This window comes from Nostoc sp. DedQUE08 (assembly GCF_034530895.1).
In the GTDB taxonomy this organism is placed as follows: domain Bacteria; phylum Cyanobacteriota; class Cyanobacteriia; order Cyanobacteriales; family Nostocaceae; genus Nostoc.
The window spans coordinates 60668-80395 of sequence record NZ_JAVRCD010000031.1; the positions used below are offsets into that span (position 1 = coordinate 60668).

Here is a 19728-nt window from a genome sequence, read left to right on the forward strand (position 1 = left end):
CTATGTTGTACGCCAATAAATCCCATTCTCTCGCTGCATTAACTTGCAAGCAATGAACTCCCGTCGCAGGGTGGCGCAGTCAGGATGGTAGCGTTTAAGAATGTCATTTACCATGCGTTCAGGGTAGTTGACTCCTATATCAAACTGGTTTGCTAACCACTTGAGAATTACTAGACGCTTTTTGCGACTAGCGGGGATTTCCTTAAGGTATCCACCGTCGAAATAGTTTTTCAACACTTTGCTTTCCCAAGCTTCAGTATCCACATCCTCTATCAAGGATGCTATTTTTTCAGGTGTGAAAATTTCCTTGCTAATGCTTTGCAAAGCCTCACTATCCAATTGATATAGACGGCTATTACCTTCAGGACGCATTGTCACCAAATTTAGCTCTTTAAGTTTCGCTAAATGATGAGATACCGTCGGTTCCTTCAGTTGCAGTAGCGCCGCCAATTCTTCAACGCTGCACTCCTGATTTGCCAGGATACCTACAATCTTCAATCGGCTATCATCCGCTAATGCCTTGAAAAAGCGGAGTAAGATGTTAAATTGCTCTGGTTGCATAACTTACTTCTAATTAGACATCTATCTAATTAGAAGTATATCTAATTGAAAAGCTCAAATCCCCAACTTCTCACAGAAGCCGAGGATTTTGTTGTTAAATTTAACTAAATTGTTCTTCTGCATCGAGGTTGAACAGCATTTGCAGAGTTTGCATACAGCGCCGTCTAGCTTCAACATCTTGCTGCGATCGCAACTGTACCATCGGGTCATGTAAAATTTTATTGACAATTCCCCGTGTTAATGCTTCAATCACTTCTTGATGTTTTTCCGCAAATTCCGAACCCAATCTCGACAAAGCTTTTTCTAACTCTTGTTCGCGGATGGTTTCGACTTTATTTCGCAGACAGCTAATAGTAGTAACAGTTTCCAGACTGCGCCACCAAATATCAAAGGCTTCCACTTCTTCCTCTAAAAGTCGCTCGGCTTCTTGTGCAATCTTCCGACGGCTTTCGTAGTTTTGCGCTACTACTGCCTTCAAATCATCCACATTAAACGCTTGCACATTTTCCAGTTCATTTACATCCGCATGGACATTACGCGGCACAGAAATATCAAATAACATTAAAGAGCGCTGAACTTCTAAAACCATTTCTAACTTGGCACGGTCAAGTATTGGCTCTGTTGCCGAAGTACTTGTAAATACTAGATCGCTATCGGCAATTACGCTCATCATTTCCGATAGCGGATGAATTTTGATCGGTTGTTGAGGGAACAGCTTTGCTAATTCTTGGGCGCGATCGCGAGAGCGATTTACAATACTAATTTCCACAGCACCTTTAGAAATTAGGTGTTGCACCAACAGCCGCGACATTTTACCAGCACCCAAAATTACCACTCGGCAAGCTGCCAAATTTGCCACTTTTATCTGTGCTAATTCCACAGCTGCCGAACTGATAGAGACAGCGCCAGTACCAATACTAGTTTCAGTACGAACCCGCTTACCAGCTGTCAGCGCTTGTTTAAATAATCGATTCAAAATGGTTTTTATACCGCTATATTGCTGTCCCAGTTTGTGAGTAGTCTTCACCTGAGCCAGAATTTGACCTTCTCCAAGTACCAGACTATCTAAACCACCTGCTACCCGCATAACGTGCATTACTGCATCATCATGTAGCAGCATAAATAAGTGTTGTCGTAGAGAAAGCACGGGTAATTTACTATATTCCGCAAGAAACTGCGTTACTTCCCGGATACCTTGGTCTGCTTCACTGGTAACAATGTAAATTTCCAGGCGGTTACAAGTGCTGAGAATTGCAACTTCGTCAATATGGGGATAGCTGGCCAGTTGAGCGATCGCATTTTCAATTTGTGGTTCTGGAATGCTCAGTTTTTCCCGGACTTCTACTGGGGCTGTTTTATGGCTTAACCCCACCACTGCTATATTCATTTGCTAAATCGTAGTTACTAGTTGGTAGTTGAGAATAGGGCATTGAGTGAGAATAGGGAACGGGGAATTTTTGTTTATTGGTTGATAATTTTCCAACTAATAAACAATAACTAATCACTAAATACTAACTACTAACTAGTGTAACGATGAAGCATTTGGTTGACTATTTTTCCATTTTATAGAAAGATTTATTTCCTAATGCTTCACCTCTACTTTTACCATTCCCCATTCCCTAAAAATTAGTTCAGTTGGAGAGTCTTGGGTTTACCAAACATGTGAATTGTATCAACAAATCGAGCCGTATTCGATTGGTTGGAAATTACCAAGCTTTGAGTTCTTGCTCCACCACTGAAGAAACGTACACCTTCCATGAGATTACCACTGGTAATGCCGCAAGCAGCAAACAGAACAGTTTGACCAGATGCCAGTTCATGAGCATCATAGACCTTATCAGGGTCATTGATATTCATAGACTTTAAGCGATCGATGTTGGCTTCTCTGCTTTCTCCAATCAGACCTGTTTTTACTACTGCTGGATCGTAGATTAGTTGACCTTGGAAGTGTCCACCCAAAGCACGCATTGCTGCTGCCGAGATTACACCTTCAGGAGCCGCACCGATACCCATCAACGCGTGGATATTAGTTCCAGCAAAGCCACAGCTAATGGCTGCACCCACATCACCATCTGAAATTAGAGCGACTCTTGCTCCAGCCTCACGGATTTCTTTAATTAAATCGTTGTGGCGTTCGCGCTTCATCACCACAACTACGAGTTCTTCAATCGAGCGCTCTAGACACTCAGAGAGAATCTTCAGGTTTTCTGTGGCTGACTTGTTGATGTCTACCTTGCCCTTAGCTGCGGGAGGTGCTGCTAACTTTTTCATGTAAAAGTCAGGAGCAGCAAATAATCCACCCTTTTCAGAAATTGCCAAGACAGCCATCGAACCAGGTTGTCCATAAGCTACCAAGTTCGTACCTTCACAGGGGTCAACGGCGATATCAATTTCAACTAGTTCATCAGGATTACAGAGAGCTTCGGCATTTGGTTGAGTACAAATACCAACTTCTTCCCCGATGTATAACATAGGCGCGTCGTCGCGTTCGCCTTCCCCAATCACAATGCGACCCCGCATATAGATTTTATTCATCCGCTCCCGCATAGCTTCCACAGCTACCTGGTCAGCAGTGTTTTTTTCGCCTTTACCCATCCACTTTGCGGATGCGATCGCCGCTTGCTCTACTACTTCAATAATCTCTAACCCAAGTGTATTTTCCACAGAGTCTGCCCTCTCAACTGCTTGAATTTCCGCCGCTTTATCTGGCCATTTCAGTTTTCAAGTCTACCAAAGGGCGGATACACGTGGAAGAAAGTTAAGTTTTACTGCTAACTGGTTACAAAAGTGCCAGTTAACACATCTTTATTTTTTACTCTTAACTACTCCAGTATAAAGCGTGTTTAAAAGCAACTAAGTTAAGAACTTGCACAAATGGGTAGCAGTTTATGTATACAACATTGCTTTTCTTCAGTGTTTATCTTTAGGTATAAAATAATAAAGGAAAAAAGCTGGTGAATTCACTCAAAACCGAAAAACGAGGCGCAGAGTAAATAGCTTGTCAAATTAAGAGGTGAATCGTGTTTATCGACTACATCACACTCATGTTGATCAATATGGTAGCTGGGCTATTTCTACTGGCTGACTATGTGTATCGTGGTATAGATAGTTCTAATCAGAAACAGTGGATTCCAGGATTCGGAATTACAGGTGCGATCGCACTCACAACTGGTTTACACATGAGCTTCACCTGGCCAATAATGGGTAGCTTCAATATTGCCTTCGGTGAGACGAGTATTTTATTTGGAATCTTGTTTGTGGCGGCTGCGATCGCCCTGGCTCAAGGTTGGGATTTGTTGACAATCGCCATTTACGGCTTCTTTGCTGGTGCAGTTGCGATCGTAGTGGGTATCCGTATCATCAACTTGAATTTGACAAAGCAACCGCTTTTATCGGGAATCGGCTTTATTTTAACTGGATTAGGTGGTATTTTTGCAGCACCAACTCTCTACTGGAAAACCAATCGAACCTGGCGACTAATTGGCGTAGCAGTGCTGATAGTAGCCGCTCTAATTTGGGCATTGACTGGATATTTGTCTTACTGGAATCATTTAGAGGGTTTCCAAAAATGGGTTCCTGCGCCGATGCGGTAAGCAATACAAGCGGATTTTTTAATTCCCTTTTTAATCGCCACCCAGAGCGAGTTAAAGCTAAGTATAAGTAACTTTACACATAGCAAACTTGTTTTTACTACATTCGTGTTAAAATATTCCGTGTTAAAAAGGTGTAAATGTTTACTGAATATCTATAGCAGTCCTAAATCATTCGTGAAAATTAGATATCTCTTTTTTCTTTCTTTTCTTGGCATTCTTTTCTAACAAGACGCTTTGCGATGGTGTTGTTGGCTGTTCGTTTCCTAATCTATATTTTTCACAACTCATTTAGGATTGCTATATCAATCTTTTAAATTTGAAAGAACCTCCAAAACATTGAAATTGAGTGTCAAATAAAATCAATACAATGGATTTCTTTCAAGGTCTTAAAACAAAAATTGATTTCAACCCCCATATTAGAGAAGAATATGAAAAGCGAGTAGTCTCGAAAGATAGATTGCTTGATATTGGTGGAAGAAATAGCTATTCACTAAGTCGTAAGAAAATCGATTTATTAAATCAAAATCCCAATAATATAATTGTGTCTAGTGATATTATTGCTGAATATAAACCAGACCTTGTAGATGATATTTGTAATACTAAAATAGAACCTAATTCTTTTAGTGGTATCTATTGCAATGCCATATTAGAACATGTTGAAGAATATTGGAAAGCAATAGATAATATTTATAATATTTTGGAGGAAAAAGGAGAGGCATTTTTTTATGTCCCATTTTTTTGGAGTTTTCACGATCAAATGGACTATCACAGATTTACTTTTGCTGAAGTTGGAAGGATGTTGAAAAATTTTTCGGAGGTAAAAATATTTTCTCCTGGAGAAGGTCAGGGATTTGGTTTTGTATTTTGGTATATTATAACACTCAATTACATCAGAGTGTTTCCTAGATTGTTTAGATTTTTAAGTAAAACAACAAATTTTTTATTAAAAATTTGTCTATTTGTTTCTTACACCATTTTTAAAAATAAAATCAGAAATAAGTTTAATAATATTTCCTGGGAAGAATATTGTTTTTATTATACGTTTTTATATATAAATCATGGATTTTGTGCATGGGTGAAGAAATAAGCTAATTGTCATTCCAATTGCATCTACGTGTCTTTGCGTCCTCCGAATTTATGATGTCTCCACTAGCCTGCGCCAAAACCAAGGTTATTAGTACATCGTGGTCGAAGTTTGCCTATTTTGTAATAATAGGCTTAAGCCCATTGTTTGATTAATTGAAATTGAAATGGTAGGAAGATTTACCTGCTGCCAGAGATGGAAATTAATCATATTTTGTAATCAATTCTTTAGCCAATTGACAAAGGGTAACATCGAGTTGAATATTTAAAAACTTGCTAAAAGAATATGCTGGACTTTCTTAATCCCCTCTTAAATCGCCATCCAGAGCGAGTCAAAGCCAACGTCGAACTTTATACCTGGCAAACTTGTCCTTACTGCATTCGAGCCAAAATGCTGTTGTGGTGGAAAGGTGTAAATTTCACTGAATACAAAATCGACGGCGACGAAGCAGCCAGAGCGAAAATGGCAGAACGCGCCAACGGTCGCCGTACTGTACCACAAATTTTTATCAATAACCAGCACATTGGCGGCTGCGATGACCTCTATCAGTTAGACACACAAAGTCAACTCGATCCCCTTTTAGCCCAAGCCGCTATTTAGAAATCAAATTAGCCCCCAATGGCTGACTTGGTAAGGCTAAATTTAAGAATTTTGATTTGTTTTTAGCCCCAGACTTCTAGTCTGTGGGCTATATGCTTTTTATTTATTGTCGGACAGGCGAGATACTCATCCTAGAAAATGTGTGGAATTTTGAAGTTTTTATATTGATAAGAATATGTTAACTAAATACACAGAATATCTTATACATCAACAATGGATGAGTTATGCTTTAGAATTAGCAAAAACAGCAGGTGATGCGGGTGAAGTCCCTGTAGGTGCTGTTATCATTGATTCAACAGGCAAATTGCTAGCACAAGGAGAAAACAGAAAAGAGCGTGACAAAGACCCTACCGCTCATGCGGAAATTCTCGCTATCAAGACAGCGGCAACAACTTTACAAAATTGGCATCTTAATGAATGCACCCTTTATGTAACTCTCGAACCTTGCCCGATGTGTGCAGGTGCGATCGTCCAATCACGACTAGGACTACTGGTATATGGAGTAGACGATACAAAAACTGGCGCCATTCGTACAGTTATTAACATCCCTGATAGTGTTGCTTCTAATCACCGTCTCCAAGTAATCGGAGGCATTCTAGAGTCAGCTTGTCGTCAACAATTACAGACTTGGTTTGCTGCTAGGCGGCGTAAGGTAAACTAACGGACAGAGGTAAAACTGTCCATCTAGTACCAGACAAGTCACGCAAGAGAATCTACGGTGTAACTAATCAGACTTTTCGTTAAATTTTACCCGTCAATCAGCTGCATCCGTCATGATGGAATTTTACTCTTCATCCGATACCTGCCAGCACACACCAGCAAATCATCAGGTAGCTGGTACTACCTCAAGGGTTTCTCCTTGGTTAAGTCCTCTGGCATATTTATTAGGGCGTCACTGCCTATTACCATTATTCTTTGGACAAATTAGAATAACCGGACAAAAAAATATCCCCACAACTGGGCCTGTGATTCTCGCGCCTACCCATCGGGCGCGTTGGGATGCATTGCTTGTACCCTATGCTACCGCTTGTCTGAGAAAGCAAGACTTGCGATTTATGGTAACAGTTGACGAATGCCAAGGTTTGCAAGGCTGGTTTGTCCAACGTTTGGGGGGGTTTCCTGTAAATTCTAAGCATCCATCAATCCGCACGCTACGACATGGAGTAGAGCTACTTCAGCAGCAAAAAACCCTGGTAATCTTTCCAGAAGGCAACATTTTTCGTGATGGCCAAGTTCACCAGTTGAAACCGGGAATTGCTCGTCTTGCTTTGAGTGCTGAATCTAGTCATTCCGATCTGGGAGTGAAAATTATACCCATTGGAATTAACTACAGCCAACCTTATCCCAATTGGGGTACAGATGTGAGTATTGACATTGGCTCCCCAATTAAAGTCGCGGATTACATGAATGGCTGTATAAAACAAGATGCAAAAAACCTCACAACTGATTTAGCAAAGGCACTGCAACAATTGAGCCATCAAGAAACAAAAGTTACTAATCACGCATTTGCAGAAATTACTAATTCTTGATGTAGTCAAACCTTATAATCATTGACCGTGCATAATTAAGAAACTGCAAAATCCAATATTTGACACTAATTACTAACTGCTATATTCATCCTGAGTAAGTCACAAAAGATTAGTAGTATTTTGCAACCTTTGAGGATGTATATATAGATTACGCTCTATTAATAATATATTCAGCCAAATTGGCATTTTTTTGAGCCAATAGCTAATTAATTGTCTGCAAACTACTGAATTACTTGATGATAAATATTTTCACTATTTTGTAAGACAGTTAAATAAAAGTTGGGAAGCGCCGACTGAAGATATCACTATTTTGAACTAGTTTGGTCTGATGCCTACGGCGGGCTACGCCTACGCAAATACTTCAAGCAGTGAGTGCCTTGCGAAAATTATCATGCCAAATATCTCAGTTAACCTGAGATAATTATTGGGGAGGAAAGCCGGTAGTCAGACAGATGGTGATCCACTTCCTTGTAGGTATCGCTCATCACAGCGATATAAGTTTGTTGGTATACAGGGGTAATGGGAACTCTATTAAACTGATTTTTAGTCTAAATCAGAGATACTTAGGATGTAACTTTGCTTTGTCCAAGACCAAAACAGAGTTAAGATACCCGAAGTTTCCATAACTCTTTTATATAGTTGTCGCACTAATTGATCCCATGAACACTGCTGTCGCTGTTACCTTGATGCACCGTACTGTTTTATCAGTTATAGCAGTCCTTAGCCTGCTATCACCTGTGAATGCTCAGGTATCACAGTCACCAGGCACTACCAGCCAACCACAACTCATTGACCCCAACAATCCTAATAACCTCCGCCCTATAACCGAAAGTAACAGCCTTTTGAGCATTGCAGGTGGCGATCGCTTAGTAAAAGACGCAGAACAAGCCGTTTCTGCTCAAAACTACACCTTAGCTGCCAAGAAACTCCAAGAAGCACGTCAAGTTTATAATCAGCTATCTAATTTTTATCAAGAGTTAAATTCTAGCTTTTCGGGAATTGACAACAGAGTTTCTGATTCTCAGCGTCAAAAAGCTCTATTAACAGCCCAAAAGCGAGATGAAGCCACCTTTCAGCTAGCATTGGTACATCGGGCACAAAATCAGCCAGAATTAGCTGTACCATTGTTAATTCAAATAATTAAGAGTCAAAACCCGACGCGAGATTTAGGCAAGAAAGCCTATAAACAGTTGTTTGAGTTGGGTTTTGTTGATTCTCCCTATCCCAGAGAAGGTGGTAATTCATCCTCTTCATCCCCAAAAAAATAAATTATATCTTCCCTATCTCCCTAATCAGTCGCTTGGCAACGCCCCAGTGCTAGGATAGAGCTATCCGCCGTAGCCTTGACCAAACGTTCTCAAGAAGACACCTCAGAGGCGCGTTTATCTACAACCTTGCCAAAACCTGAAGTTAGCACAGGCATTTGCTCTATATCTGTTAATAATAGAAAAGTAAGTTTTTTCAGGAATTGCGATGATTAGTCCGCAACAGGTTGAGGAAATGATCAAGGCGGGACTGCCAGACGCACAGGTTCAGGTGCAAGACTTGACTGGTGGCGGCGACCACTATCAAGTGACAGTAGTTTCATCGCACTTTGCAGGTAAAGGACTAGTGCAACAGCACCAGTTAGTTTATGGTGCGTTGGGTCAAGCTATGTCAACTGAAGCGATTCATGCCTTGGCGGTGAAAACATACACTCCCGAAGCTTGGCAAGCAACAGCAAGTTCCTAAAGTTAGGAGTTAGAAGTTAGAAGTTAAGAGTTATGAATTATGAATTTTTAACTCCTCACTCTTCACTCCTCACTCCTCACTCTATTAATGCAACATAGGAAACATAATTACCATGACACCAGAACTCAAAGACAAAATTGATAGCTTGCTACAAGAAAACAAGATTTTAGTTTTCATGAAGGGAAACAAGTTAATGCCCCAATGTGGTTTCTCTAACAACGTTGTGCAGATTCTCAATACCTTGGGAGTTCCCTTTGAGACGGTTGACGTTCTATCAGACCCGGAAATTCGTCAAGGTATTAAAGAATACTCTAGCTGGCCGACAATTCCCCAAGTATATATTAATGGCGAATTCCTTGGCGGTTCTGATATCTTGATTGAACTGTACCAAAAAGGTGAATTGCAAGAAAAGGTAGAAGTAGCATTAGCTTCTTAAGCTCTTTTTACCCCAACTAAAGAGTATGTTGCTGAATTTGCGCTTTGCCATCAAGGCAATATACCGTTTTTTATATCCTTGACAGGAGATATACTATTTATTTCCCCTTTCAAGGATTTTTTAATCGGTTTCTGGCAAAAATACTCTTTGTTGGACTTGATTTTATTGCTAAACAACAATCCCCTCAGTCTAATTGGCAAAACCAATATAGGGCTGAGGGGATGCGTTCAATCAATACAATATCTCCAAAATTTCACACCACGACAACCCGTTGACCAATACAGATAATATGCTATAATCATCTGCGGTAATTAACGGTTACTATCAATGACCAGGTAAATAGTACTTAGTAGTAATCGGGTTGTGGCTGTGGTTGCGGCACTGCAAAGTTCGATCCATCGTACAAGAAGCGGCTGGCCTCCTCTTCTAGGCGATGAATCAGAAAAGGTTCAATGACGTTGCTATGTCGCAGTGCGGCTAGATATCCATCCAAATACATCCGCATATCATCCGTGCGATAACCGCGATTCCATAGCTCGATGAAGGCATCGGTGAGTCTTTGGTAATAGCGGATGGTTTGTGTGTCTTGGAGCATAACTGCTGTATTAATCTCTTTGGAATGAGAATTGTAAATGATTCACGCTAAAAAGTGAAGTGTAATTTCACTTTGTCATAAATTCAAAGTCAACACATCTACTTTGGGTATTACCCTTATAGCAGCTACAAGCTACTTTAATCCTATTCCAGAAAACATCGATTCTAGTTAGCTGCTTAAGTTATTTTTTTGATTTTCACAATCACAGCCCAATTGTATTGATGTTATATTCCTGGATGGGAGTACTAAGTTTTTGCGAAAAAATCCACTTTTGCCATCAGGTTTAATCAAGTTGAAAAGCTGTTGTAGTAGGGTTAGCTGGTTGGGTTATAGATATTTGCCACATTACACCCATCTCAAAGCAAAATGTTAAGTTAAAAGAACTTTTTATAAGTCTAACAATACTTTCGATAAATTTAATAAAAATTTAATAATATTTCTAATCGCCTATTGGCAAGGCATAAATTAAAGATATTGCGACTTATTTTATTAGTAAATGTAAAGTTAATCGCAATTGAAGTAACAAAGGCTACAAAACCTTAGAGATGGGCTTGTTACTTTGAAAGTCATCGACGCTAAGGGGTCTTGCCGCCGTGGGTTCGGTTTGTATAGAAATCATTGAGGGGAATCCCCATTTGAGGTCGTTGTTGGGTTGGCACTTGCAACAACTGGAATACCGCGTGCATCAAGCTGCCAGTATTTATCAAGCAAGGGAAGTATTTTTAAGCCATCAACCAACACTGGTAGTTTTAGATGCAGACCTGCCTGATGGTGATGGCATTGAGTTTTGTCGTTGGTTGCATCGTCAGCAGCAACCTCTAATTTTAATGCTATCTGCCCGTAATAGTGAAGCTGATATAGTCGCAGGTTTAAAGGCTGGTGCAGATGATTACCTGAGCAAACCTTTTGGGATGCAAGAGTTTTTGGCACGAGTAGAGGCATTGATTCGCCGGAAGCGCACACCTACTGCACCAGCTTATTTGGATTATGGCACTTTGCAAATCGATTTAGTTCAGCGCCGCGTCCGCTTCCAAGGGGAGTTTATTGACTTAACACCCCAGGAATTTAGTTTGCTGTACGTTTTAGCACAAGCTGGAGGAGTACCTCTAAGTAGATCGGAATTGCTGCGTCGTGCTTGGCCTGACGCTATCGATAACCCTCGTACCATTGATACTCACGTTTTATCCCTGCGGAAAAAGGTTGAACTCGATCCCCGGCAACCCAATTTGATTCAAACTATCCGCAATGTTGGATACCGTTTTAACATGGAAATTTTGAATACCAATATTTCACAGTCACAAACAACAAAGTTAGCTAGAGAGAGATTTAATAATCAACGTTCAACACTTACTAGTAGTCAAGTGTGAATGGGGCATTGGGCATTGGGCATTGAGCATTGAGTACTGGGGTGAGGGGGAGTAAGAAAACGATTCCTGATTCCTGTCTCATCCAAAATTTAAAATCCAAAATCGTCTTGAGTTGCTGCTTGAATCAGGCTTTTTCGTAATTCAATCCAGTCTATCTCTGAGGCTGTTTGATTTGCGAATAAATGACCTTGTTGTAGGTGTAATAACCGAGTGCAAAACATCTGGGCTAGTTCCAGTTGGTGATTTACCATCAGAATCGTGGTTTGATGAGTTTGACTCAACTGGGTTAAGATTTGCATTAGATGAGAAGCCGTAGCAGTATCGAGGGCAGAGGTTGGCTCATCTAATAGTAATATTTTAGGTTGGATGACTAAGGCACGAGCGATCGCTACTAGTTGTCGTTGTCCCGCAGAAAGTTGCACCTCTGTTCGCCCCAACCATTCACTGGGAATGTGTAGTTGGTCTGTCCAGTGATTTACTCGTTGCTCAATTGTCTGTTTGGGCAAACCACGCAAAACTAAAGGATAAGCCAAGGCTTGCCCAACTGTCATCCCCAACAGTTTTGATTCTTGCAATACAAGTACAAGCATCTGCCGTAGCTGGATGACGGGAATTTGGCGATATTCTTGATTTTCTAGATAGAGTTTACCATTCGTGGGTTCAATTAGGCGGTTGATGAGGCGTAATAACGAAGTTTTCCCAGCGCCTACTGGGCCTACAATGGCAATGCGATCGCCTTGGGATGCCTCAAAGGAAATATCCTGCAATATGGGGTATCCCTGCTGATTGCCGGGAAGTTGGGTTTTCAGCTTCGTAAACAGATTAACTTGCTCTAGCCTGAGTGTGGCTTTTGCTGTATTCAACGGGACTGAGGATTGCAGAGAAATAACCTAAGTTAATTGTGTACTAGTTAAGGCTGTAGCGATCGCCCAGCCATCGACTAATAGTAGCAGCAGAGTGAGTACTAGTAAAATCAGGTACATCCAGGGCTGCGCTAAAGGGCGAACATCTGTGGTGTCAATGCTCGTCTTTGCTTGCACAATTTGCACCAAACGGGCAAATCCAGCTACACGCATCGGTAGTAAATAAGCTTTCCCATCCTGGCTGAGAAAGTAATAAACTAGCCCTCCTTGACCAGTGCTGCGGGGTTTTAACTCTTTCACATCTGACCAAGGTAAAGACCAGCCTTTACGAAAAAAGCTCGGCACCCAGGCGGGGTAAGTAACCTGAATTCCTTCATCATCTACCATTACTTGTTCAGTTAATACCGCGTACAAGGCAACAAAACCGATGCCAATCCCTATCCACAATAATTCTGGAGGTACGGGTGCAGCTGTTACCTGCGATAAAAAAGGTAATGGGACTGTGAGTGCTATGTATAGACTCAGCAACGTTATCCGAATCAAAGGAGACAGACGAAAAATAGAAGCTGAGATATTGGCTAAGTTTGCTGTCACGGCTCAATTACAATGCTTTTCTTCATTGTAGGGTAGGTCTATGTCTTAGCTGGAGTGTTGCAAATAAGGTATGCCACTTTAATAATTCGTAATTCGTAATTCGTAATTCGTAATTCGTAATTTTTTAGGGTAAATACTTTTGTACTACAATCCAACCAGTCAGGGATACCCAGGCAAATCCTATAAATAGAATAATATTTACGCTGATGTGTAACGGTCTAGCCCAAGGTCGTCTAACACTAATTTGGGTGGCACTGAAAGCAGACAGTAAAACTAGTGCTACCACTATTAATCCAGCGATTAGGTGTGACGAGTGACCTAAAGAACCAAAGTGCCCTAAAGTGCCAACAATGCCGATCGCTAGCAGTAGTAGCACTAAACTTACCATGCTGATGCCCATTGTATAGTGGAGCGATCGCATCCCTTTATTACCGCCCATAAATGGCGTAATAAAAGGAAATTGCTGCGAAGTTCTCGCCCGAAACATCCAAACGCCGGTGATTGCTAACATTAGATATGCTAACAGGGACAACCCCATAGACCAGGCGGCTATTTTCCACAACCAAAGAAATGAAGGCAGATTCATAAGAATGATTGTAAATGAGATGAGGGCAACAAGAGAGACAAGTAGAATAACCAATGCCCCATGCCCCATGCCCCATGCCCCATGCCCTATCCCCAATTCCCAATAAATAATAAACAAAAAGGGCTGCTAAATTAGCAACCCTTAAATTTAGATAAAATTGTTTTTTTTAATCAACCGAGGCTAAACCAACGATTTGTAAGGGTTTTGTACTATCTCCGATTTTTGTATTAATTTGCTGCACCATTAATTTGGTATTAATAGGGTCTTCTCCATCTGATGAGTCTGTATCAAACTCACTAGTACTGGGTTCTTCGAGCTTCAGGCGATCGCACGGAATCTTATCGGATAAAATTGCACTTGCCATCATCCCTGTATGAATCTCCACTTGAGCTTTTCGTGGAGCTTCAAACACTAAACGTTGTCCGGGGAAAACAACCCTTTCAAAATACCAGTTGGGAATATTGGAGATGCGAGCTACCTGTATTTTGCTCGTGGCATTGATGTAGCAGCAGAGAATTTTTCCTGATTGCTCAGGTGGTAGAGGATCTAATATTTGAGCCATAACTGCTGAGGAGCTTTACGCCACAATTTTACATTACACTAGCCAAGCCTAGCACCCACTGATCCCCAGTTGTTGTAACTGCGAATACCAACTGAGTTTTTGTAGATTATTTCTGTCTAAAGATATATTTTCAGTTATAAAAATTTTGTAATTATTCACACCTTTTTCGGAATTATATACTATAAATAAAAGTTTTTGAGATTTTTTGCTGGTATAAAAGCTTCAATTCTCTTAAAGCAGATTGTTAGGGAATTGACATAACAACGATCCCCTTGCTTTTAGCATAGCGAGGAAGTGAGTTTTGCTGCTTCATCTATCCCAGGATTAATCGGCTGGGATCATCGCTTAATGAATAAACTCAATGTTATGGTAAAGCTATATGAAAAAATGTCTTCATAAAGCTCTCTATAGATTCCATGTATGTTTTATGCACAGCAATTTTAGCGTTTTCCGCACTTGTTAACGGCAGGTGAGCAAATATCAATAATCGGCTGAAATGTCAAGCATGATTGTGATAAATAAAACCAAATAAAACAAGCACACACTTTAAAACTGAATGTTTCTCTCGCTTTCTCCACAGATTGGCAAGATGGAAGTTAAAACGCAGATGATGGAAAATCGAATTCTTTACGTTCGCCTTCCTTGTAACCCCATCTTTCCTATTGGGGTTGTCTACCTAAGCGATCATGTCCACAAGCAGTTTCCGAATATTGAACAGCGCATCTTTGATTTGGGAACAGTGCCACCTTTAGATTACAGTTCGGCTCTGGATCGCTGTATTGATGAATTTAAACCGACACTACTAGTATTCTCTTGGCGGGATATTCAAATTTATGCCCCAGTTGGCGGACGTGGTGGCAACCCGCTACAAAACGCTTTTGAATTTTACTACGCCAAGAATCCTCTATTGAAACTACGCGGCGGATTGGGCGGTTTGCGAATCTTCATCGCTTACTATGTAGAGTTGTGGCAAAACCAGGGCTTAATCAAACGCGGTTTAAAACGTGCCCAAAAATATAATTCTGATGCTCGTGTAGTTGTCGGTGGTGGTGCAGTCAGCGTATTTTACGAACAATTGGGTAAAAGCTTACCCCAAGGGACAATTATTTCTGTGGGTGAAGGCGAAACCCTGCTGGAAAAACTTTTAAGTGGCAGAGATTTTCGCGATGAACGTTGTTACGTTGCCGGAGAAACTCAACCACGTCAACGGCTAATTCACGAACAACCCACCCCAATAGAAAAGACAGCTTGTAACTACGATTATATCGAAAGCATCTGGCCGGAATTTAACTATTACCTGCAAGATCGAGACTTTTATATAGGTGTACAAACTAAGCGTGGTTGTCCTCACAACTGTTGTTATTGCGTCTACACTGTTGTTGAAGGCAAACAAGTACGCATCAACCCAGCAGATGAAGTTGTTGCTGAGATGCGCCAATTATACGATCGCGGCATTCGCAACTTCTGGTTTACTGATGCCCAATTCATCCCCGCGAAAAAATTTATCGCCGATGCTGTAGAACTATTGCAAAAAATCGTCGATTCTGGTATGACAGATATCCACTGGGCAGCATATATCAGAGCCGACAATTTGACACCCGAATTGTGTGAGTTGATGGCAAAAACTGGGATGAACTACTTTGAAATCGGGATTACCAGTGGTTCTCAAGAACTTGTGCGGAAAATGCGGATGGGGTATAACTTGCGAACCGTCTTGCAAAACTGCCGCGACTTGAAAGCAGCTGGTTTTAATGATTTGGTTTCCGTCAACTACTCCTTTAATGTGATTGACGAACGTCCCGAAACCATCCGCCAAACCATCGCTTACCACCGCGAACTAGAACGGATTTTTGGTGCAGATAAAGTTGAACCTGCCATTTTCTTTATTGGACTACAACCCCATACCCATTTAGAAGAATACGCTTTCAAAGAAGGTATCCTCAAACCAGGGTACGATCCAATGAGTTTGATGCCGTGGACAGCCAAAAAACTTCTCTGGAATCCCGAACCCCTTGGTTCATTCTTCGGCGAAGTCTGCTTGCAAGCTTGGCAACAAAACCCCAACGACTTCGGGCGCGAAGTCATGAAAATCTTAGAAGAAAAGCTGGGTTGTGCTGACTTAGAAGCAGCACTGACAGCACCATTAGAGACAAAAGAAAAACAGTTAGCAGGTGTATCCTAGAAAACACTAAAATGTGAAGAAATTCAAAATTCTGAATTTCTCCCTCTATCTTCCTCAGTGCCTCTGCGGTTATTTTTATCAAATCCCATGTTAGAAGGTTCAATCCTACAACAGCTGGAAGCAGCTCATCGCCATACCACCAGGCCAATTCGATTCGGTGTTTACTACAAAAATACCCTAGTTGCCCTGTGCCACGCTCTAGAAGACCATATTTTAACCGACGACGGTACACCCTTAGTCATCACAGCCTTTCAACAGGGAAAATGGTATTTACAAGAAGCTGATCGATATGCAGACATCGCCCAGTGCAGCTGCCAAATTGCGATTATGGCTGCTGCTGAATCTGGCTTTGGAGAGCATCCCACCAGCGAGTTATCCAACGTAGACTTAGTGGCATTAGATTCAGGCGATCCAGTGGCGCAGGAGTGGCACTTAATTATTTTATCGCCTAAATACACAGCAATGGTAATTTGTCAAGAATTATCTGAGGCTGATTATGGCAGCGCTGGAGTACCGACATCAGACTTAGAGCGCAAATTCTATGGCTTGTGGACATTTGAGCCAGAGTTAGTGCAAGAAACAGCAGAAATAGCGATCGCTCACATCAAAAAATACAACCCAAAACTGGCAGAAAAACTTACAGGCGATAAACAGCAAATTGTACCGTCAATGGACAGATCCCAAAATTTAGGTGCAGTTGTCTCCCGTGTAGTAGATTACCTCCAGACTGGGCAAGATAATTTATCCATCCCTACAGCACTTCAGAAACAAACCCTAGATCGCAACTTGGTTTCTAACGAAATTCAAGCCTTTTTGCGAATGGCGCAACTAATGGATATGGCAGATGTCAACAATCCAATGGCAGCTGCGGAAATAGTAGTTCTTGCTGAAGCGATCGCCCAGCTTTTGGATCTTCCCGCATGGCAAATTAAAAGATTGCGACTGGCGGCTTTGTTGCATCGCATAGATCCATTACAAAAAGCAGAAAGCGTTCTCACAGACAGTATCTCCACACGCTACCAAGAAGATGCCCCTAGTTGTCCCTTAACTTGTCCCCTAGTACCAGGGGCGCAAGTATTGCGAACCATGCCACGACTACGAGCAGTAGCCCAAATTATTACTCACCAAAGCGAGTGGTGGAATGGCACAGGGGAACCGGCAGGTTTAGCTGGAGATGAAATTCCCTTAGAATCGAGGATTTTGGCATTATTGGCAGATTTTCAGTGGCGAGTCAATGAGCGAAAATCGTCAAATCAAAGCCGGGAACAGATATTTACTCAAGCTTTAGATGAGTGCAGACAGCAACAATCTACGCGCTTTGACCCTAAACTTGTAGATACCCTAGCTTTATTAGTTATGGGTTTACAACAGGGACTCGACTTACCCTTGATGACACCCAAATTCAGCGTCGGCATCTGGATACTTGATTCCCAATGGGATAGCCACAGCAAGATCAGTGAAGAGATTGGTAGTTACTTTACATGAATATTGAAGCCATTAAATTAGGAAAACTCAAACAACTTTCAGGGGCAAATTTAGAAGACGAGGAACTCTCCCGACTGGATTTAAGCCGGATTAATCTTGCTGGTGCTAGCCTTGTCGGCACTAATTTTGCTGGTTCTAAGCTCGAAGGTGGACATTTGGAGGGGGCAAATTTGATGGGAGCCAACCTCCAAGCAACTGACTTGCGGGCGAATTTGATGGGAGCCAACCTGATGCAAGCAGATTTAACAGGCGCTGACTTGCGGGGTAGCAATTTGCGTGGCGCTAACTTGATGGGAGCCAGACTCAGTGATGTGTCATTGGTGGGTGCTTTCTTGAGTGGTGCAAATTTGATGAATGTCAACTTGCAAGGCGTTGATTTGCGCGGTGCTGACTTGCGCGGTACAAACCTGACTGGAGCAAATCTCAAAGGTGCAGACTTGAGTCGTGCCGATTTGCAAGGGGCTTTATTGAGTGAAGCAAATTTGGAAGAAGCTGACTTGCGGGGGGCGAATTTGGCAGGGGCGAATTTAACGGGGGCGAATTTACTCTGTGCAGAGTTAGAAGGTACAAATTTGAGCGGCGTTAATTTGAATAAAGCTTGTGTGGTGGGTACAGTTGTGGAGGCTACGCTTTGAATAGGTATTAATTTATACAAACTGCAATGAATAATAAATACTAAAGCACCCCAATGTATGCCTTCAAAGTAGCCAATTTTCTACGCTTAGACCAGGTACGCGTTCAAATTCGCGGACATTTGCTGTAACAAGCGTTAGGTTAAGGGCTAGGGCATGGGCAGCAATCAGTAAGTCATTAGGGTCGATGGGTCTTCCTGTTTGCTCTAAGTGTGTGCGAATTACCGCATAGTGCTGATCCACGGGAGACGATAGCGACAAAATAGGTAACACTTCAAGAATGCTTTCTAGTTGATGAAGAAGACGGAGAGAGCCACTTTTAGCTGCACCAAATCGCAGTTCACACACTACAATAATGCTGGTACAAATGCAGTTTTCCTCTACGGCTATAAGCCGCTGAAACACCAAACCTTGAGGATGTCTTACCAAATCTGAAATAATGTTGGTGTCTAGCAGGTATTGATAGGTCATTGGCCAGGATTAAAGCACGATGTCATCGAGTGGCAGTAACCCTTCATCTATGTTAGGAAAGTTTTCTGTAATATCTTCCAAAGTGGCAAGCAGCGAAAGTAGAGAACCGGAAGAAATAGGTTCGATGATTAATCGATTACCTTCTTTGCGTAACAAAACTTCTGTGCTGGATAGAGCAAATTCATCAGGAATAGTTAGGACTTGATGTTGCCCATCCCGTAAGAGGTAAACGTGGCATGAGTTTGGCATCAAGCAATCTCCTTAAAATTATAATTATTTCGCCGCAGTGCGTTGCTTTACAATATCATGTCAATTACTTAAAATTTTACTATCTGTTAGTGCTTGCAGTTTCAGCAGGTGAAAATTTGTGAGCCGAACTGTACCTAGTCGCAGTCCCTATTAACGAATCAAAGCATGAGCGACGAAAGCCAATCAAACAGCTCAGATGAAGAGGAGTTTGACCCGGTAACAGATTTAAGAGATTGGTCGGCAGCAGAAACAGAGTTAGCCTGTTTTGCGCTGCCAGAAGCAAAGGTAAACGGTTGGTTAAAATCATCAACACTAAAAAACCACCTATGCCGATTATTTGTACTTTTGAGGATTACCCAGAATGACACCCGTCGCCGCAGAAGTCTCAATCACCGCAATCATTCCCATGTTGAGCGCGATCGCAAATCGGCAATGGGAACAGTTTAAAGAACTAGAGGCAGATTTTGTATCTCAGTATGGAGTAGAGGTATGGCAAGAGGTTTTTAATTTCCGTCTCAAGCCAGCACTGGATAAAGATTCTGACAGATGGCTACTGATTCAGTGGTGTGGTGAAGGAATTATCTCAGTCAAAAATGTGGCGTAGGTGC

The 19728-nt window shown here is 41.6% G+C and carries 24 protein-coding genes; 14 read left to right on the plus strand and 10 right to left on the minus strand.

The window, feature by feature from the left end; translation table 11 throughout:
- The 3 genes from RMY64_RS20625 to glpX all read right to left on the minus strand — a co-directional run bounded on the left by RMY64_RS20625 (window position 1) and on the right by glpX (window position 3225).
- On the minus strand, window positions 1-561 hold the full coding sequence (locus tag RMY64_RS20625; protein WP_322674986.1) for a metalloregulator ArsR/SmtB family transcription factor: 561 nt from the start codon (window positions 559-561) through the stop codon (window positions 1-3).
- A 100-nt stretch (window positions 562-661) separates the two neighbouring features.
- Entirely contained in the window at window positions 662-1948 is a 1287-nt protein-coding gene (locus RMY64_RS20630; protein ID WP_322700969.1) for a glutamyl-tRNA reductase, read from the minus strand.
- A 239-nt stretch (window positions 1949-2187) separates the two neighbouring features.
- Window positions 2188-3225 carry a class II fructose-bisphosphatase gene (glpX, locus tag RMY64_RS20635; RefSeq protein WP_322700970.1) on the minus strand — a complete coding sequence of 346 codons (1038 nt, stop codon included), beginning with the start codon at window positions 3223-3225 and terminating at the stop codon, window positions 2188-2190.
- 356 nt (window positions 3226-3581) lie between these two features.
- On the opposite strand from glpX, the gene RMY64_RS20640 reads away from it, so the two are divergent.
- The 8 genes from RMY64_RS20640 (at window position 3582) to grxD (ending at window position 9534) form a co-directional block, all read left to right on the plus strand.
- Window positions 3582-4154 (plus strand): DUF981 domain-containing protein, encoded by a 573-nt coding sequence (locus tag RMY64_RS20640; RefSeq protein ID WP_322674989.1) that lies wholly within the window; start codon window positions 3582-3584, stop codon window positions 4152-4154.
- A 346-nt stretch (window positions 4155-4500) separates the two neighbouring features.
- Window positions 4501-5241 (plus strand): class I SAM-dependent methyltransferase, encoded by a 741-nt coding sequence (locus RMY64_RS20645; protein ID WP_322674990.1) that lies wholly within the window; start codon window positions 4501-4503, stop codon window positions 5239-5241.
- Window positions 5242-5523: 282 nt separating this feature from the next.
- The gene (gene grxC, locus RMY64_RS20650; RefSeq protein WP_069070140.1) at window positions 5524-5838 is read left to right on the plus strand and encodes a glutaredoxin 3; all 315 of its coding nucleotides are present in this window, start codon (window positions 5524-5526) and stop codon (window positions 5836-5838) included.
- 175 nt (window positions 5839-6013) lie between these two features.
- Window positions 6014-6499, plus strand: a complete 486-nt coding sequence (tadA, locus tag RMY64_RS20655; RefSeq protein ID WP_322674991.1) for a tRNA adenosine(34) deaminase TadA — start codon at window positions 6014-6016, stop codon at window positions 6497-6499.
- 112 nt (window positions 6500-6611) lie between these two features.
- The gene (locus RMY64_RS20660; protein WP_322674992.1) at window positions 6612-7367 is read left to right on the plus strand and encodes a 1-acyl-sn-glycerol-3-phosphate acyltransferase; all 756 of its coding nucleotides are present in this window, start codon (window positions 6612-6614) and stop codon (window positions 7365-7367) included.
- Window positions 7368-8026: 659 nt separating this feature from the next.
- The gene (locus tag RMY64_RS20665; protein WP_322674993.1) at window positions 8027-8635 is read left to right on the plus strand and encodes a hypothetical protein; all 609 of its coding nucleotides are present in this window, start codon (window positions 8027-8029) and stop codon (window positions 8633-8635) included.
- A 205-nt stretch (window positions 8636-8840) separates the two neighbouring features.
- The gene (locus RMY64_RS20670; RefSeq protein ID WP_289795312.1) at window positions 8841-9098 is read left to right on the plus strand and encodes a BolA family protein; all 258 of its coding nucleotides are present in this window, start codon (window positions 8841-8843) and stop codon (window positions 9096-9098) included.
- Between the two features lie 112 nt (window positions 9099-9210).
- Window positions 9211-9534 carry a Grx4 family monothiol glutaredoxin gene (gene grxD, locus RMY64_RS20675; RefSeq protein ID WP_094349509.1) on the plus strand — a complete coding sequence of 108 codons (324 nt, stop codon included), beginning with the start codon at window positions 9211-9213 and terminating at the stop codon, window positions 9532-9534.
- 346 nt (window positions 9535-9880) lie between these two features.
- On the opposite strand, the gene RMY64_RS20680 is transcribed toward grxD, so the two are convergent.
- A complete protein-coding gene (locus RMY64_RS20680; protein WP_099102685.1) occupies window positions 9881-10129 on the minus strand; it encodes a DUF6761 family protein in 249 nt (82 codons plus the stop codon).
- Window positions 10130-10722: 593 nt separating this feature from the next.
- Here RMY64_RS20680 and RMY64_RS20685 point away from each other — a divergent pair.
- The gene (locus RMY64_RS20685) at window positions 10723-11496 is read left to right on the plus strand and encodes a response regulator transcription factor (RefSeq protein ID WP_094349507.1); all 774 of its coding nucleotides are present in this window, start codon (window positions 10723-10725) and stop codon (window positions 11494-11496) included.
- 89 nt (window positions 11497-11585) lie between these two features.
- On the opposite strand, the gene RMY64_RS20690 is transcribed toward RMY64_RS20685, so the two are convergent.
- The 4 genes from RMY64_RS20690 to RMY64_RS20705 all read right to left on the minus strand — a co-directional run bounded on the left by RMY64_RS20690 (window position 11586) and on the right by RMY64_RS20705 (window position 14101).
- Window positions 11586-12359, minus strand: coding sequence for an ABC transporter ATP-binding protein (locus tag RMY64_RS20690; RefSeq protein WP_322674994.1), 774 nt, complete (start codon window positions 12357-12359; stop codon window positions 11586-11588).
- Window positions 12360-12386: 27 nt separating this feature from the next.
- A complete protein-coding gene (locus tag RMY64_RS20695) occupies window positions 12387-12953 on the minus strand; it encodes a hypothetical protein (RefSeq protein WP_322700971.1) in 567 nt (188 codons plus the stop codon).
- Between the two features lie 124 nt (window positions 12954-13077).
- Window positions 13078-13539, minus strand: coding sequence for a DUF4079 domain-containing protein (locus RMY64_RS20700; RefSeq protein WP_322683617.1), 462 nt, complete (start codon window positions 13537-13539; stop codon window positions 13078-13080).
- A 166-nt stretch (window positions 13540-13705) separates the two neighbouring features.
- The gene (locus RMY64_RS20705) at window positions 13706-14101 is read right to left on the minus strand and encodes a DUF1830 domain-containing protein (protein ID WP_322674997.1); all 396 of its coding nucleotides are present in this window, start codon (window positions 14099-14101) and stop codon (window positions 13706-13708) included.
- Window positions 14102-14690: 589 nt separating this feature from the next.
- Between RMY64_RS20705 and RMY64_RS20710 the strand changes: the two genes are divergently transcribed.
- From RMY64_RS20710 to RMY64_RS20720, 3 genes are all read left to right on the plus strand, one after another.
- Complete coding sequence (locus RMY64_RS20710; protein ID WP_322700972.1) at window positions 14691-16283, plus strand: photosystem II high light acclimation radical SAM protein; 1593 nt, start codon at window positions 14691-14693, stop codon at window positions 16281-16283.
- Window positions 16284-16370: 87 nt separating this feature from the next.
- Complete coding sequence (locus tag RMY64_RS20715; RefSeq protein WP_322700973.1) at window positions 16371-17768, plus strand: DICT sensory domain-containing protein; 1398 nt, start codon at window positions 16371-16373, stop codon at window positions 17766-17768.
- Window positions 17765-18403: a pentapeptide repeat-containing protein gene (locus RMY64_RS20720; protein WP_322691940.1), complete on the plus strand. Its 639-nt coding sequence runs from the start codon at window positions 17765-17767 to the stop codon at window positions 18401-18403. The genes RMY64_RS20715 and RMY64_RS20720 overlap by 4 nt, the downstream gene beginning before the upstream one ends.
- Window positions 18404-18466: 63 nt before the next feature.
- Here the strand turns inward: RMY64_RS20720 and RMY64_RS20725 are convergent, their stop codons facing one another.
- Together RMY64_RS20725 and RMY64_RS20730 are read right to left on the minus strand one after the other, a co-directional pair.
- Window positions 18467-18871: a type II toxin-antitoxin system VapC family toxin gene (locus tag RMY64_RS20725; RefSeq protein WP_322691941.1), complete on the minus strand. Its 405-nt coding sequence runs from the start codon at window positions 18869-18871 to the stop codon at window positions 18467-18469.
- A 9-nt stretch (window positions 18872-18880) separates the two neighbouring features.
- Window positions 18881-19120 carry an antitoxin gene (locus tag RMY64_RS20730; RefSeq protein ID WP_298911707.1) on the minus strand — a complete coding sequence of 80 codons (240 nt, stop codon included), beginning with the start codon at window positions 19118-19120 and terminating at the stop codon, window positions 18881-18883.
- Between the two features lie 165 nt (window positions 19121-19285).
- Between RMY64_RS20730 and RMY64_RS20735 the strand changes: the two genes are divergently transcribed.
- Together RMY64_RS20735 and RMY64_RS20740 are read left to right on the plus strand one after the other, a co-directional pair.
- Entirely contained in the window at window positions 19286-19567 is a 282-nt protein-coding gene (locus RMY64_RS20735; protein WP_322700979.1) for a hypothetical protein, read from the plus strand.
- Window positions 19482-19724 carry a hypothetical protein gene (locus tag RMY64_RS20740; RefSeq protein ID WP_322700974.1) on the plus strand — a complete coding sequence of 81 codons (243 nt, stop codon included), beginning with the start codon at window positions 19482-19484 and terminating at the stop codon, window positions 19722-19724. The genes RMY64_RS20735 and RMY64_RS20740 overlap by 86 nt, the downstream gene beginning before the upstream one ends.
- The last annotated feature ends 4 nt before the right edge of the window (window positions 19725-19728 follow it).

Coding starts and splice junctions, on each gene's coding strand:
- RMY64_RS20735 (WP_322700979.1), top strand. CDS start 19,286: ATGAGCGACGAAAGCCAATCAAACAGCTCAGATGAAGAGGAGTTTGAC.
- RMY64_RS20740 (WP_322700974.1), top strand. CDS start 19,482: ATGACACCCGTCGCCGCAGAAGTCTCAATCACCGCAATCATTCCCATG.
- RMY64_RS20730 (WP_298911707.1), bottom strand. CDS start 19,120: ATGCCAAACTCATGCCACGTTTACCTCTTACGGGATGGGCAACATCAA.
- RMY64_RS20630 (WP_322700969.1), bottom strand. CDS start 1,948: ATGAATATAGCAGTGGTGGGGTTAAGCCATAAAACAGCCCCAGTAGAA.
- RMY64_RS20700 (WP_322683617.1), bottom strand. CDS start 13,539: ATGAATCTGCCTTCATTTCTTTGGTTGTGGAAAATAGCCGCCTGGTCT.
- tadA (WP_322674991.1), top strand. CDS start 6,014: ATGTTAACTAAATACACAGAATATCTTATACATCAACAATGGATGAGT.
- RMY64_RS20720 (WP_322691940.1), top strand. CDS start 17,765: ATGAATATTGAAGCCATTAAATTAGGAAAACTCAAACAACTTTCAGGG.
- RMY64_RS20625 (WP_322674986.1), bottom strand. CDS start 561: ATGCAACCAGAGCAATTTAACATCTTACTCCGCTTTTTCAAGGCATTA.
- RMY64_RS20665 (WP_322674993.1), top strand. CDS start 8,027: ATGAACACTGCTGTCGCTGTTACCTTGATGCACCGTACTGTTTTATCA.
- RMY64_RS20705 (WP_322674997.1), bottom strand. CDS start 14,101: ATGGCTCAAATATTAGATCCTCTACCACCTGAGCAATCAGGAAAAATT.
- RMY64_RS20725 (WP_322691941.1), bottom strand. CDS start 18,871: ATGACCTATCAATACCTGCTAGACACCAACATTATTTCAGATTTGGTA.
- RMY64_RS20660 (WP_322674992.1), top strand. CDS start 6,612: ATGATGGAATTTTACTCTTCATCCGATACCTGCCAGCACACACCAGCA.
- RMY64_RS20680 (WP_099102685.1), bottom strand. CDS start 10,129: ATGCTCCAAGACACACAAACCATCCGCTATTACCAAAGACTCACCGAT.
- RMY64_RS20670 (WP_289795312.1), top strand. CDS start 8,841: ATGATTAGTCCGCAACAGGTTGAGGAAATGATCAAGGCGGGACTGCCA.
- grxC (WP_069070140.1), top strand. CDS start 5,524: ATGCTGGACTTTCTTAATCCCCTCTTAAATCGCCATCCAGAGCGAGTC.
- RMY64_RS20715 (WP_322700973.1), top strand. CDS start 16,371: ATGTTAGAAGGTTCAATCCTACAACAGCTGGAAGCAGCTCATCGCCAT.
- RMY64_RS20710 (WP_322700972.1), top strand. CDS start 14,691: ATGGAAGTTAAAACGCAGATGATGGAAAATCGAATTCTTTACGTTCGC.
- grxD (WP_094349509.1), top strand. CDS start 9,211: ATGACACCAGAACTCAAAGACAAAATTGATAGCTTGCTACAAGAAAAC.